General features: G+C 64.1%; 12 protein-coding genes and 1 pseudogene. 9 read left to right on the top strand and 4 right to left on the bottom strand.

Features of this window, described 5'->3' with window-relative positions; all coding sequences use genetic code 11:
* The 4 genes from ureC (at window position 1) to IVB18_RS31045 (ending at window position 3,702) form a co-directional block, all read left to right on the top strand.
* Window positions 1-1,707 carry an urease subunit alpha gene (gene ureC, locus IVB18_RS31060; protein WP_247984160.1) on the top strand — a complete coding sequence of 569 codons (1,707 nt, stop codon included), beginning with the start codon at window positions 1-3 and terminating at the stop codon, window positions 1,705-1,707.
* Complete coding sequence (ureG, locus tag IVB18_RS31055; RefSeq protein ID WP_247991774.1) at window positions 1,704-2,354, top strand: urease accessory protein UreG; 651 nt, start codon at window positions 1,704-1,706, stop codon at window positions 2,352-2,354. The genes ureC and ureG overlap by 4 nt, the downstream gene beginning before the upstream one ends.
* Window positions 2,355-2,380: 26 nt before the next feature.
* The gene (locus IVB18_RS31050; protein ID WP_247984159.1) at window positions 2,381-3,199 is read left to right on the top strand and encodes an urease accessory protein UreD; all 819 of its coding nucleotides are present in this window, start codon (window positions 2,381-2,383) and stop codon (window positions 3,197-3,199) included.
* 104 nt (window positions 3,200-3,303) lie between these two features.
* Window positions 3,304-3,702 (top strand): DUF2891 family protein, encoded by a 399-nt coding sequence (locus tag IVB18_RS31045; RefSeq protein WP_247984158.1) that lies wholly within the window; start codon window positions 3,304-3,306, stop codon window positions 3,700-3,702.
* Window positions 3,703-3,727: 25 nt separating this feature from the next.
* Here IVB18_RS31045 and IVB18_RS31040 read toward each other — a convergent pair whose 3' ends face one another.
* The 4 genes and pseudogenes from IVB18_RS31040 to IVB18_RS31025 all read right to left on the bottom strand — a co-directional run bounded on the left by IVB18_RS31040 (window position 3,728) and on the right by IVB18_RS31025 (window position 8,978).
* The gene (locus IVB18_RS31040) at window positions 3,728-5,452 is read right to left on the bottom strand and encodes an ABC transporter ATP-binding protein (protein WP_247984157.1); all 1,725 of its coding nucleotides are present in this window, start codon (window positions 5,450-5,452) and stop codon (window positions 3,728-3,730) included.
* Entirely contained in the window at window positions 5,431-6,279 is an 849-nt protein-coding gene (locus IVB18_RS31035) for an ABC transporter permease (RefSeq protein WP_247984156.1), read from the bottom strand. The genes IVB18_RS31040 and IVB18_RS31035 overlap by 22 nt, the downstream gene beginning before the upstream one ends.
* On the bottom strand, window positions 6,276-7,286 hold the full coding sequence (locus tag IVB18_RS31030) for an ABC transporter permease (protein ID WP_247984155.1): 1,011 nt from the start codon (window positions 7,284-7,286) through the stop codon (window positions 6,276-6,278). The genes IVB18_RS31035 and IVB18_RS31030 overlap by 4 nt, the downstream gene beginning before the upstream one ends.
* Window positions 7,287-7,348: 62 nt before the next feature.
* Window positions 7,349-8,978: pseudogene (locus tag IVB18_RS31025) on the bottom strand (ABC transporter substrate-binding protein).
* Window positions 8,979-9,440: 462 nt separating this feature from the next.
* Between IVB18_RS31025 and IVB18_RS31020 the strand changes: the two are divergent.
* From IVB18_RS31020 to IVB18_RS31000, 5 genes are read left to right on the top strand one after another with little or no spacing between them, the layout of a single operon-like run.
* The gene (locus tag IVB18_RS31020; RefSeq protein ID WP_247984154.1) at window positions 9,441-10,370 is read left to right on the top strand and encodes an ABC transporter permease subunit; all 930 of its coding nucleotides are present in this window, start codon (window positions 9,441-9,443) and stop codon (window positions 10,368-10,370) included.
* Window positions 10,367-11,095 (top strand): ABC transporter ATP-binding protein, encoded by a 729-nt coding sequence (locus IVB18_RS31015; RefSeq protein ID WP_247984153.1) that lies wholly within the window; start codon window positions 10,367-10,369, stop codon window positions 11,093-11,095. The genes IVB18_RS31020 and IVB18_RS31015 overlap by 4 nt, the downstream gene beginning before the upstream one ends.
* A 20-nt stretch (window positions 11,096-11,115) precedes the next feature.
* A complete protein-coding gene (locus IVB18_RS31010) occupies window positions 11,116-12,198 on the top strand; it encodes an ABC transporter substrate-binding protein (protein ID WP_247984152.1) in 1,083 nt (360 codons plus the stop codon).
* 36 nt (window positions 12,199-12,234) lie between these two features.
* Window positions 12,235-12,660, top strand: coding sequence for an OsmC family protein (locus IVB18_RS31005; protein WP_247984151.1), 426 nt, complete (start codon window positions 12,235-12,237; stop codon window positions 12,658-12,660).
* A gap of 3 nt (window positions 12,661-12,663) precedes the next feature.
* Entirely contained in the window at window positions 12,664-13,995 is a 1,332-nt protein-coding gene (locus IVB18_RS31000; RefSeq protein WP_247984150.1) for an LLM class flavin-dependent oxidoreductase, read from the top strand.
* The last annotated feature ends 327 nt before the right edge of the window (window positions 13,996-14,322 follow it).

The raw sequence follows: 14,322 nt of genomic DNA, 5'->3' as shown, positions 1-14,322 counted from the left end.
ATGGCCATACTCTCCCGCCGCGCCTATGGCGAACTCTACGGGCCGACCAAGGGCGATGTCGTGCGACTCGCCGACACCAGTCTGCTTGCCGAGATCGAGCACGATTACACCACCTACGGACATGAGCTGCTGGTCGGTGCGGGAAAGAACCTGCGCGATGGCGAGGGCGTCAACGCCTACCGGACGGCATCGCATAAGATTCTCGATGTGGTCATCAAGAATGCCACAATTGTCGACGCGGTCGCCGGCATTGTGAAGGCCGACATCGGCATCCGTGACGGGCGCATCGTCGGCATCGGCAAGGCCGGCAATCCCGACGTGATGCCGGATGTGCATCCCGATATGGTCGTAGGTCACACCACGGCGCCGATTGCGGGTGGTCCCTTCATCGTCACCGCTGGTGCCATCGAGTCGCACGCCCATCTGATCTCGCCCGAGCAATCCGACCATGCCCTCTCCGGCGGCACCACCACACTGGTCGGGAACGGGTCGGGTCCGGTTTTCGACGTCGGCAGCGGTGCCGCTTCGACCTTTGCGCGCTTTCTCCAGGCAATCGAGTTTTCACCCCTCAATTTTGCGCTGTTCGGACGTGCCGGGTCCAATGCAGAGGCCGTCGAGGAAGCGGTCGCCGCGGGCGGCATGTCCGTGAAGATTCACGAGGATTTTGGTGCTGCTCCGGCAGTGATTGACCAGAGCCTCATTGCGGCGGACCGCAATGATTTCGCTGTTCACCTTCACACCGACTCGATCAACGAGTACGGCTTCTGCGAAGATACGATGGCGGCCGTCGAAGGCCGCACCATCCACATGTATCACGTGGAGGGCGCCGGCGGCGGCCATGCCCCGGATTTGCTCAAGGTGGTGTCGTGGGACAACGTCATTCCGTCGTCCACGAATCCGACCAATCCCTATACTTCCTACGGTATGGAGGAAGGCGTGCCGATGACAATGATCTGCCATCAGCTGAACTACAACGCGCCCGAGGACGTGATGTTCGGCGAGGCGCGGGTACGTGCCCAGTCAATGGCGGCGGAAGATTTTCTTCACGACATGGGCGCGATCTCGATATTCGGCACCGACACGCAGGGCATGGGACGTCTCGCCGAGAATGTCGCCAAATGCTGGCAGCTTGCCAGCGTGATGAAGGATCGCATCGGCCGCCTGCCTGAGGAGAAGACGGCGCGTGCGGACAATGAGCGCATCAAGCGTTACATTGCCAAGCTCACCATCAATCCGGCGATCGCGGTCGGCATCGACCACATGGTTGGCTCGATCGAGCCCGGCAAGATGGCCGATCTTGTCCTGTGGCCGCGCGCTTCCTTTGGCATAAAGCCCTACATGGTCATCAAGAACGGCTTTGTCGTCTGGGCCGCCATGGGGGACGGTAACGGCAGCCTCGGTCTGTCGGAGCCGATGATTCAGAAGCGGATGTGGGGCGCGCTCGGCGCGGCCTCGCAACGGCTGGGTGTCAACTTCATGTCAAAGCTCGCCATGGCGGCCGACGTCAGCCGCAAGCTCGGCCTCACTCGCGCCCCCGTCCAGATCAAGAATGTGCGGAAGCTGCGGAAGACCGACATGGTCCGGAATGCCGCCATGCCCCATGTGGATGTCGATCCCCAGACGTTCGAGGTCCGCGCCGATGGCAAGCTTTTGATGTGTCCGCCCGCGACGAAGGTGCCGCTGGCCAGGCGGTACATGCTCCGATGAGCCGGATCGCAATCAAGGGCGCTTCGGACGAACCACGCATTGCGGCGGCGCGGGTCGGGATCGGCGGACCGGTCGGATCGGGCAAGACGGCGCTGGTCGAGCGCCTGATCCCGGCGCTCCTTGAGCGCGGCATCGATATCGCCGTCATTACCAACGACCTCGTCACGGCCGAAGACGCGGAGCGGATCAGGCGTTCCGGGTTGATCAATCCGGCGCGCGTGTCGGCGGTCGAGGCGGGCGCCTGTCCGCACACCGTCATTCGCGAAGATCCGACACTGAATATCGAAGCCGCAGACGAACTCGAACGACGCTTCCCCGGCGTCGAACTCATTCTGCTCGAAAGCGGCGGCGACAATCTCGCCTCGACCTTTTCGCGCGACCTGACGGACTTCTGGATGTTCGTCATTGATGTCGCCGGGGGGGACGACATCCCGCGTAAGCGTGGCCCAGGGGTCATCCGGGCCGACCTCCTTGTAATCAACAAAGTCGATCTGGCGCCTCATGTCGGCGTCGACCTGGAGCGAATGCGCCGGGAGGCATTGAGCGTCCGCGGCGATCGCCCAGTGCTGCTCACCAACTGCCGCCGCGGCGAGGGGATCGACGCGATCGTCGACCTTCTCGAACGCGAGGTTCTGTTCAGAACGTGAGCCCCGCGGCGACAAGGGATGCTGTGTTGTTCGACCTGAGCTTTGTCCGTCGTGCCAACCGCACGGTCATCGACCGCCGTCTGTTCGCCTGGCCGTTCGTTCTGACACGCAGCTTCTATCTCGATCCGGATCGGCCGAACTGCCTCAGCGTGATCGTGCAGACCGGAAGCGGAGCCGTTCATGGGGAGGATCGCCTCGTACAGCGTCTCGTGCTCAATCCCGGCACGGCCGTATGCTTGACCAATCAAGGTGCAACATCCGTGCATCGTGCGGACCCGGCTGCCCGCGCAGTGGAGACGATCAACCTCTGTGTTGCTGGTGGTGCCAGTCTGGAATATCTGCTTGAGCCGCGCATCTTGTTTCCGGATGCCGCGCTATCCCAGTCCGTCGAGCTCGATTGTGCAAATGACGGCTCTGCCTTGATCGTCGACGCCTTCACGATGCACGATCCCCGCGGCGAAGCCCGCGGCTTTCGTGAACTGGAATCGACCTTCTGCCTGAGGAGATCAGGCAGCGAGCCGCTGGTGATCGAACGGACGCGTTTGCACCGTCCGGATCCCGGCATCTTTCGCGGATATCTTGCCTTTGGATCGGCGTTCCTGGTGCTAACCCCTTCGCATGATCACGCAGATATTCAGGCCTCGCTGATCACCGCTCTGAGCGGAATTTCAGGGCTGTACGCCGCGGCAAGCGTGCTGCCGGGGGCCGCGGGGCTCGGTGTCCGCCTTGCTGCCTCGGATCTCACGGGCATCCGGGCTGCGTTCGCGAGCATCAGCGCGATCTATCGTCAGGCGTTGCTGAGCGTTACGGAGCAGCAAGCTGCTCCGCTCTTCGTTTCACGCTGACCGAAATGGGCCAGAAAGCCGACGGGTGGCGAGCCAGCCGCGGCACGTGCGATAAAATCGGAGCGACCGCGCCCAGGACCGCCGGACGCACGAGATCGGTTGTCTTGCAGGACATCAGCTTCGATGTCAGGGCGGGCGAGGTCGTCGGCATCGTCGGGGAGTCCGGTTCCGGCAAGTCCACCTGCGCCAAGATCGTCCTTGGCTTGCTTGCGCCCGATGATGGCGAGGTGAGATTGTTTGGCCAGCCCTGGTCGGCGATCTCCGAAGCAGAGCGGCGCCCGCTTCGCCGCAAGCTGCAATACATCCCGCTGGATGCGCTCAGCAGTTTCGACCCGAGATACCGCGTCGGCGAGGCCTTGCCGGCAAGCGATCCAAGGCGCGTCATTGCTCACGAAGCGGCGCGAGAGCATCTGGCCGCGGGCCTTCCCCATATCGCCGAGCATTATATGGGTGAGCACTGGCTCGCGAGCTTTGCCGTGCTTGCGCTGGATGACGAGAATTAAGCGGGCAGGCGCCCGCTGCGGTTACTCAATCCGCAGTCACCAACTGCCGAAGGCGCGGGTGCGGCAGGTGTGCGGCGCCGGCGACACCTGATGGGATCGACGCCAGCAGGGACCTCGTATAGGGCTGCCGGGGATTGTCGAAGATCTCGGTGACAGCCCCGTGCTCGACGATGCGCCCGCGCTGCATCACGGAGACGGTGTGGGCGAGTTGGCGCACCAGTGCGAGGTCGTGAGAGACGAACACATAGGTCAGGCCAAGGTTGGCCTGTAGCGAGAGCAGGACTTCGACGATGTCAGCCTGGACGCTGACGTCGAGCGCGGAGGCGGGTTCGTCGAGCACGATCACATCAGGCTTGAGCACCAGCGACCGGGCGATGGCGACGCGCTGGCGCTGCCCGCCTGACAGGGCTTGCGGCTTGCGGGAGAGCAGGTGATCGCCGAGCCCGACGTCGGCCAGCGCCTCGCGAACCCGCTCGTCACGCTCCTTGCGGGTTCCGATTCTGAACCGGTCGAGCGGCTCGCGCACGAGATGCTCGACCGTCCAGGTCGGATCGAGCGACGTGAATGGGCTCTGATAGACCAGCTGAAGGTGGCGCCACACCGAACGTAGCTCATCGGGCGAGCGATCGGTGATCTGCTCGTCTGCGACCGAGATGGTCCCGGTGTCGGGTTGCTCGAGGCCCAGCAGCAGCCGGACCGCCGTGGTCTTGCCCGAACCGGACTCGCCGACCAGCGCGTGCGTGGTGCCGGCCGGGACGGTGAACGACAAATCGTCGACGGCCGTCAGCGTCTTGCCATCGACAGTGAAGGTCTTGGTGACGGCGCTGACCTCGATCTTCGGTGTCGTGCCGGCGCCGGTCTTGAGGGCTCGGATGCCCGTGTCGCGTAGCGCGGCGTAGCGGTCGGGGTTGAGGGCCGGGACATCCGCGCGCAGCTTCCTTGCGTAGGCCGACGCCGGTGCGGCGAAGACAGAAGCGGTTCGGCCGGCCTCCTGGATGATGCCGTCCTTGAGCACGACGAGCGCGTTCGCTCGCTCGGCGGCGATCGCAAGGTCGTGAGTAATAAGCAGCAGGCTGATCTTGAGGTCGTGCTGCAGCCGCGTGAGCAGGTCGAGGATCCGCTTCTGAATCGTGACGTCGAGCGCGGAGGTCGGCTCGTCCGCAACCAGCAGTGTCGGCCTTGGAAGGATCGCGAGGCCAATCAGCACGCGCTGGAGCATGCCGCCGGACAGCTGGTGCGGGTAGGAGTCGTAGACGCGCTGGGGGTTGTCGAGCCCGACCTCGGCGAACGTCTCCAGGATGAGCTGCTTGCGGATCGCCCTGTCGGGCTCGTCGAGTAGCGCGGCCGCCTCCTGGGCCTGGGCACCGATCGTCCGCACCGGGTTGAGTGAGTTGGCGGGATCCTGCGGGACGAATCCGATGGCTCGCCCCCGCAGCGGCCGGAAGCCGCGCTCGGATATCCCGAGCACCTCCTGGCCGTCGAACGCGACGCGGCCGGTTGCGTGTCCGCCGCTCGGGAGCAGCCGCAGCACCGCGCGGGCGATCATCGACTTGCCCGACCCGGACTCCCCGATGAGGGCGAGGCTCTCGCCGCGCCCCAGTTCGAACCCCACATTGGTCACGACCTCGTGCTTCCCGTAGGAGACCGACAAGCCGTCGACGCGGAGCAGCGGAATCGAGCGCAGCGGCACGGGCCCGACAAGCTCGGCGCGCGCGAGTGTGTTGGCGGTCAGTCTGTCTTGCGCAGCCATCGGCTGATCCTGTTCACGGAGAGGACGGTCGCGATCGTGACGAAGGCCGGTGCGTACACCAGCCACGGCCATTTGAGGTAGTCCTTGCCGATCGAGATCAGCAGGCCCCAGTCGGAGGCGGGCGGGGGATCGCCGTAACCGAGGAAAGCAAGGCTCGCGATCACCAGGATCGACAGGCCGAACTGCAGCACTGCGAGCGGGAGCACCGAGCGCGACGCGTTCGGCAGCACGTGCCGCAACAGGATGTGCCAGCGTGAGCCGCCCATCAGAAACGCCGCCTCGACGAAAGTCGCCTGCCGCGTCTTGATGACTTCCGCACGCATCACCCGGGCGAAGACGGCCACCGCCGAGACGCCGGTCGCGATCGCGGCGTTCGTCGTGTCGAAACCGATTGCGGTGACGACGATGACCGCCAGCAGGAAGTTCGGGATCGCCAGCAGCACGTCGACCAGGCGGGCGAGCACGATGTCCACCCAGCCGCCGAGGAAGCCGGCCAGCAGGCCGATGAAGCCGCCGGCGACGGCGGCGATGACGACGGCGATGAGCGCGCTCGTCACCGAGGACGCCGTGCCATAGACGACGCGGGTATAGAGGTCGCGGCCGAGGTGGTCGGTGCCGAACAAGTGCGCAGCGCTGGGGCCAAGCAGCTTGTCAGTGGGGACACCGACGACCGGGCTATGACTCGTGAACAAGCCCGGCGCCAGCGACCAGGCGATCACGAGCGCGATGATCGCGAAGGAGAGCGCGACGGTCGGCGGCAGCCGGAGGCCCGTCAGCCGGCTGATCGCCGTGACCCGCGACGCGGAGGAGACGGATGCGAGAGTCATGACGTCACCGCTTGGGACGTGGCAGCGGAGCTGTCGTCAGCGGTGGTCGGGCGATACTTGTGACCGCCGATGAGCTTCACGCGCGGGTCGAGCAGCGGGTAGACGAGGTCGGCGATTAAATTGACGGGCACGAATACGATTGCCGCGAGCGAGACGACCGCCTGCAGGACAGGCAAATCCTGCGTGCTCACCGAACGCTGCACCAGGCTGCCGATACCGGTGCGTCCGAACACCGTCTCGGTGATCAGCGAGCCGCCGAGCAGTTCCCCGATGGCGAGGGCGATGAAGGTGACGACGGGGAGCGAAGACGGCTTGAGCAGGTGCTTGGCAAAGAAGCGCATCTGCCCGAGACCACGGCCGCGCGCAACAGTGGCGTATTCCTGCTCGGACTCCTTGTCGAGGTTCGCGATCAGCACCTCGGCGATCCGCGCGGAGACGGGCACCCCAAGCGCGATCGCGGCGAAGAGAGTGGCCCAAAAGCTGTTCGGCGCAATCACGCGGAAGAGGCCGAGCTGAAACCCGAAGATGTGGATCAGCACCAGGCCGATCACGAAGTTGGGCACCGACAGGAATAACGATGGGAAGCCGCGCAGCAGGCCCTGGCCGAATCGTTTCGGAAGAAATTGCGTGCCATAGCCAATCGTCACCGCCAGCAGCAGCGCGATAACGAAGGCCGCGGACGCGAGGATCAGCGTCGAGGGGAGAACCTCGGCGATCAGGGTTGTGACGGGTCGGTTGGACCGCATCGACAGGCCGAGATCGCCGGTCACGAAGTGGGACAATGATGTCCAGAGCTGGACCGGGATCGGCTGGTCCAGGCCCTGGGCGGCGACGATTGCTTTTATCTCGTCTTCGGTGAAACCATTCTGCGGGTCGCGCAGCACGTTGGTGATGGGGTCGCCGGGCAGAATACTGACGACAACAAAGGTGAAGACGTAAGCCAGCAGGATGACGACGATGGCCTGGGTGAAGCGCTTGGCGGCATAGGATAGGTAGGCGCCTCTCATGCCGGTTGCCTCCTTAAATTGCATGGTTGCACGGCGCCTTACTCGCTGATTGTCGCCGTGTATTAGCTGGCGTAGGCGATGCCGTTGTAGACCTTCCCCTTGAGCTTCGGCGACTGCACGTAGATGCGCTGGACGATCTGCGTGCGTGGAATGAAGTAGCCCTGCTCGAGGACGTAGGTCTGGAGCTGGTCGAGGAGCGGATCACGGATTTCGGTCGAGGCGGCGCCGGCGATCTTGTCGCGCAGCTCGTTGAGCTGCTTGTCGCTGTCGCCGAGGTTGAACCAGTTCTCGCCGTTGTTGGCGTCGGTGAGGATGCTGGCCACAGTGCCGGCGTCGATGAAGCTGCGCGTCACCTCGTAGGCCGGCCCGGCGGGGCCGCCGAACCTGACCTTCTCGCCGAACGTCACGACGTCGTAGGCCCGGATGGTGACCTTCCAGCCGATCTTGCCGAGTTGCTGGGCGACGAGCCTCGTCGATCGACTTCGCGGTCGCGAGGTAGGGGTTGGAGTACAGCGTCAGCGACAGCTGCTTGCCGTCCTTGGTCCGAATCCCCTTGGCATCCTTGATCCAGCCTGCTTCGTCCAGAAGCTTCTCGGCCTTGCCGGGATTGTAGGCCAGGAGGTCGCTGTGATCGGTCGCGCCGGGCACGTTGCTCTGGATGAAGGACGTCGCCAGCTTCCAGTCGGGTGTGTAGACGGTATCGATGATCTCCTTCCGGTCGATGCCGGCCTGGAGAGCCTGGCGTACCTTCACGTCGTTGTACGGCTCCAGCTTGGTGTTGATCGCCAGGCCGTTGACGAAGCCGAGATAGCGCGGTGTCGCAATCGTAAATCCGGCGTCCTTGAGGGACTTCAATTCCTGCGGCGAGGGGCTGTAGGCGACATCGGCTTGTCCAGACTGGACGGCGGCGACCCGCAGCGACGGCTCCGACACAAGCTTGTAGGTAATCGAATTGAGGTAGGCCGGGCCGGTGTGACCGACTGCGGCGGGACCCCAATTGTAGTCCTTGCGCTTGACCAGCTTGACGAAGTCGCCCTCCTTCCAGGACTCGACCACGTACGGTCCGCTGCCGGATGTCTTGGCCAGATCAGCCTGCTGGGCGGCGGGCTGCGCGATGCTCCTTGGCGAGATGAGGATGGAGCCATGGTAGCCGAGCGTCGGGATGAACCCGAGCGTCGGCGCCTTGAAGGCAACCTTCACGGTGGTTGCATCGACCGCCTCGGCGCGGTCGTAAGTCTTCGGGAAGAGGCCAACCGGGTTGATGCCCTCGTTCTTGCGGCCGGCGTACCAGATGTCGAGATTGGCGACGACGGCCGAAGCGTCGAGCGGTGTGCCGTCGGAGAAGGTCACGCCCTTCTTGAGATGAAGGGTAAACTGCGTGGCGTCGCTGCTCTGCTCCCATCTCTCGGCGATCCAGGGACTGACCTTGCCGTCGGCATCGACATAGACGAGCTTGTCGGTCACGTGGCCCCAGATGTGGCCCTGGAAGCTGGAGATGGAGCTGTTGTTCGGGATCCAGGTGCTGCCCAGCGAGTCGATGAGGAAGGTGATGTCACCGCCATTCGGAGGAGCGCCGGCACTCCGAACTGGAGACAGGCGTGCCATTGCTGTGTAGGCAACGGCTGCCACCGCGGAGGTCGCGACCAACAGGCGACGCCGGGAGAGCGAAAGCGAAGACAAGCGTGCGGTCATGGATAGCCCCTGATGATTGGCGGCGTCGATCGGGGCTCCGCGCTCATGGAGATGCTTCGGCACGATCGGCGTTTCTGCGTAGGAGAAGCGAAATGAAGAGGCGTGGCCATTCCAAATTTCGCGTGAGACGGACAACAAATGCCTCAGGATAGGGGCAATGAGCGCGATAGTCGTTTTGTTTCCAGTGCGAACGCGCTCGATTGAAGTCAGCCTGTGACCGAACACCGCGACAGTTGCCGCCTCGATCGCGCGTCAGTTCGAGTTCAGCTTCGAGAGAATCTTCTCGAGCGCGTTATGTCGCGCGGCGCATCGCCAAATTGAAAAGACATTCTGCAAAAGGCCGCGCGCAGTAGAACGGCATCGATGCCGACGAGCGAAAAATGAATTTTGCTACCATCGAATTGCGCGTCGGAGTTTGCGAAGGTGGCGCGGTCTCAGGTGAGACGGAGCAAGTTCGATTTCATGACGGATGCGTCGCTACTTTCCAGGCCTGCCGATGCGACGGCGGCACCTGCGGCCGGTCGCACGGAGCCATTTTCCCGTGCCGGCGAATCCGTGGTGACGGTGGTCGCCGACGTTGCGCATCCGTCGGAGATATCGGGATCGCGCGCGCGCGGCCTGACATGGCGCTCGTTCGTTCTACCCTGGCTTCTGCCGTTCGGCCTGCTTCTGGTCTGGCAATTGCTCTCGGTGACGGGGATTGTGTCCACGGCGATCGTGCCGCCTCCGTCCGATATTTGGGAAGCTGCGCGGCAGCTTGCCGAGCGCGGCGAATTGCAGCACGACATCCTTGTCAGCCTTCGCCGGGTTGCGATCGGCTTCAGCATTGGCGCCCTCGGTGGGCTGCTGTTCGGCCTGGCCGTCGGGCTGTTCGAGCCGCTGCACGATCTTATCGATCGGTCGCTGCAGATGATCCGCACCATTCCGCACCTGGCGTTGGTGCCGCTGATGATCCTCTGGTTCGGCATCGGGGAGGAGCCGCGGCTCATTCTCGTCGCCATGGGGTCGCTGTTCCCGGTCTACATCAACACGGTCGGGGGCATCCGCAACGTCGATCCCAAATTGATCGAACTCGGAAAGTCCTACGGTCTTGGCCGCGCTGAGCTGGTCTGGTCGATCATTCTGCCGGCGGCGCTGCAGCCGATCCTGGTCGGGATGCGCTATGCGCTCGGCGTAGCCTGGCTCACTCTGGTCGTAGGTGAAACGATCGCGTCGCGGGACGGCGTTGGATATCTCGTGCAGAACGCCCGTGAGCTGTTGCGCATCGACATCATCGTGCTGGCCATCGTCCTTTACGCCATCGCAGGCTGGCTGTCGGATCTCGTCACACGCTTGATCGAACGTCGGCTTTTGCGCTGGCATCCGAATTATGCGGATCGGGTGAAGGCATGAGCGGAGCCAGTGTCAGCCTGCGTTCGGTCGGAAAATCCTACGCTGGCCGCACGGTCCTGAACGGTGTCGATCTCGACATCGCCGCCGGCCAGTTCGTCTCGATCATCGGGCCGAGCGGAGCGGGCAAGTCGACGCTGCTGCGCCTTGTCGCGGGGCTGGATGCGCCATCGCGCGGCCGCATCGAGCTTCGCGCGACCGGCCGCAAGGCTGACGTGCGCCTGATGTTCCAGGAGGATCGTCTGCTGCCGTGGCGGACAGTCCTCGGCAATGTGCTGCTGGGCATCAGGGGCCGGAAGCAGGACGCCGGGCGCATCCTCGACGCAGTCGGCTTGCAGGGACGCGAAAGTGAGTTTCCGATCGGGCTGTCGGGCGGCCAGCGCCAGCGTGTCGCGTTGGCGAGGGCGCTGATCCACGAGCCGGACCTGTTGCTGCTCGACGAGCCGTTCGGGGCGCTCGACGCCATCACCCGGGCTGCGATGCAGTTGCTGCTGGAGCAGTTGCTCGTCGCGCGGCCCCGCACCGTCTTGCTGGTGACGCACGACGTCGAGGAAGCACTGCTGCTCTCCGATCGCGTACTCCTGGTCAAGGATGGCGGCATCGCGCGCGACCTGATCTTCAATCAGCCGCGTCCCCGCCATCGCGGTGATCCGGCGCTGGCGACCCTGAAGGAAGAGCTGCTCGACGGTCTGCTGACGGCCGAGCGCGACTTGGCTGCCGTTGCATAAAAAGACGAAAGGATGACGATATGACTTTGAGTGGCTCGACGAGCGGTGGCGCTGGTATCTCGCGGCGAACGGTGTTGTCGGTCGGCGGTGGACTTGCCGCGGCCTCGACAGGTTTGGGTGGAATGCCGCGCGCGAAGGCGGCCGACCCTGCACCGTCGCAGCTGACCGTCGCAGTCATCGGAGACGGCCGCACCGGCGTCTGGGCATCGCTGCGGGCAGGCGTGGGTGGCCGCAATCTCGAGCAGGAGCTCGGCACCAAAATCGTCTGGCAACCGGGATTCACGGCATCGCTTCCGGTGATGGAGGCCATCAAGGCCGGCTCGGTCGACTTCACGTTCGCAACCGCGACCGCGGTCGTGAACGCCGTTCCGGCGCGCGTTCCGATCGTGCCGCTTGCGGCTTATCCGTTGCCGGTCGACGAAGTCGATTTCCTGGTGCAGGCCAATTCCCCGATCAAGACCGCGGCCGATTTGAAGGGCAAGAAGATCGCCCATCAGAATGGAACGACGGGTACCTACAGCCTGATCAAATATCTGGAGACCGCCGGCCTCAGATTGTCTGACGTCTCGGCCGTCAGCCTGAGCGGGGCAGACGCGTTCACGGCATTCGCGCAAGGAAGCATCGACGGCTGGATTCACTGGCAGCCGGCCACGGCGCTCGCGTTGACGAAGCTCGGCGGCAAGGCGCGTCTGCTGCCCGACGTGAAGACCTACGACTATGCCTTCTACGTGGCGCGGAGTGACGTCGCTGTGAAGTATCCGCAGCTCTTCGCCAAGTTCGTGAAGTTCATCCGGGAAACCCAGGCCTATATCTTCGCGCATCCGGCCGAATCCGTTGCGCTCTGGGCCTCGCAGGGCGGCTTTCCGCCGAACGGGACCGAGCAGGCCGTCTACGAGAAGCTTGTCCGCGATGCCAGATTGTCTGAATCGACCGCCGTCGCGCTGAAGCCGATCGATGAAGCAGCGGCAGCATCGACCCAGGATCTTGCTGACAATTTCCACGCGTTGGGCGTTCTGCCGAACAGGGTCGATGTTCGATCGTTTCTGCTGGGCACGCAGTTCGATACCGCGAAGAAGGCCGTCGCACTGGAGCTCGGTGCTTAAGCAGCGACGGCGGGGCCGACAACACAGAGAATCATCATGAACGCTCAAGTCGGTGAGACGGTGTCGATCACCTCCGCCACCATCGGCCCGTTCGGCCGCTATTTGCTCAGCGCGGGAACGAACCATTTCGTCTCGGACCAGCGTGTCGCGGTCGGCGGTCCCGGCGAGGCGATTACCGCCGGCGAACTGCTGCTGTCGTCTCTCGGCAGTTGCTCGCTCGGCCTCATCCAGAAGACGGCGAAGGAGCTGGGAATCGTTCTGCGCGAGGCTGGCTCCGACGTCTCGTTCCGGCGTCACGCCACCGATCCGACGCAGTACGAATGGATTCGCATCGCCGTGCGCCTGTCCGGCGTGACGGCGGGCGAGGCTGAAACGCTGGTTGCCGGCTTCACGGCCAACTGCCCGATTTACAACACGCTGAAGCGTGGCGGCCCCGTCGAGATCTCATGGACTGTGAGCTGACCTATGCCTGACAAGAAACTGCACCTTGCCGCCTTTGTCTCCGCAGGTCCTGTCTCCGGCAGCCATGCCGGATGGCGGCATCCGAAAGCGGACGGCGATTTGCTGTCCGCCGCTTACTACCAGAATATCGGCCGGCTGCTGGAGCAGGGGCGCTTCGATCTTCTCTTCATCGCGGACATTCTCGCGATCCCTGACACGCTGGGCGGCAGCCTGGACAGCCAGCTTCGCTACGGCGCGCTGGGCGCGCTGCGGCTCGATCCGCTGGTGGTGCTTTCGATCATCGCGGGTGCGACGAAGCATCTCGGTCTCGGCGCGACCATTTCGACGACCTATGCTCAGCCCTATGCACTGGCGCGGGCGCTCGCGACGCTCGACCATCTCAGCGGGGGCCGTGCCGCCTGGAACATCGTCACCTCGTTCCAGGAGGCCGAGGCGCGCAATTTCGGCTTGACCGAGCAGCTCTCGCGCGAGGAGCGCTACGAGCGCGCCGACGAATTTCTCGAGGTCGTAACCAGGCTGTGGAATTCGTGGGAGGATGGTGCGCTGGTCCGGGATCGCCAGACGCCGCTATTCGCCGACCCCACGCGGGTGCACCGGATCGACCATTCCGGCAAATGGTTCAATGTGCAAGGCCCGCTCAATGTCAGCCGGCCGCCGCAGGGGCGCCCGGTATTCATCCAGGCCGGCGCCTCCGATCGCGGCCGCGATTTCGCAGCCCGATGGGCCGAGATCATCTTCGTGACCCCGGGCCTGATCGACGTCGCCGTCGAATTCCGCAACGACCTGCGCGCCCGCGCGGTCCGTTTCGGCCGTGACCCGGACACGATCAAGGTGCTGCCCGGCATCGTCCCTGTCATCGCCGACACGGAGAAGCGGGCGAAGGCACTGCACGACGAACTTCATGAACTTTCGCATTCAGAGTCTGGTCTCTCGACATTGTCGTATCATCTCGGCGTCGATCTCTCACGCTTCCCGCAGGATCAGGTCCTGCCTGAGAATCTCGACGTTCCCGGTGTCGAAGGGCACTACCGTGAGGTCTCCGAGCTGACACGGCGCTCGGGCTTAAGTCTTGCCGACCTGGGACAACGCTACGGTGCGGGGAGAACCACTAGCGGATTTTCCGGGACGCCCGGTACGGTGGCCGATCGCATGCAGGAGTGGTTCGAGGCCGGCGCCTGCGACGGCTTCATGTTGCAAGTCCCCTATCTTCCAGGCGGGTTGGAGGAGTTGGTCCACGGCCTCGTGCCGGAACTGCAACGTCGCGGCCTGTTTCGCACCGAGTACGACGGCTCGACCTTGCGCGATTCGCTGGGCGTGCCTCGCCCGGCAGGCTGAGCGGCTTCCATGGCCTCGTTACGCTCTCCCACTATTGGTGGCGCAACAAGGTACTATGACCGTGCGACGAATGCCCGTTTTCGGCCGGATAAGCCCAGGGATGCGACCAGCAAGGCATTGATTATTCTTAACCCGTGGCTGACTCTTAATCAGCTGCTCTGTCGGGACCGAGGCGATCGCGCGACGCTGTTGGCGTAGCGGATCGGTTCGATAGCTTTCAGGACCAGGAAGCGAGACTAGCTAAGCCGACCCATTAAGTCGCAGGGAGTCACCCAACCGAGCGAGCTGTTGACCGCGTATCGCCGTTGCAGTTGTCCTGACAACACA

The organism is Bradyrhizobium sp. 186 (genome assembly GCF_023101685.1).
Classification (GTDB): domain Bacteria; phylum Pseudomonadota; class Alphaproteobacteria; order Rhizobiales; family Xanthobacteraceae; genus Bradyrhizobium.
Note: the sequence above shows the minus strand (reverse complement) of the source record. Positions and strands in the feature narration are given on the sequence as shown.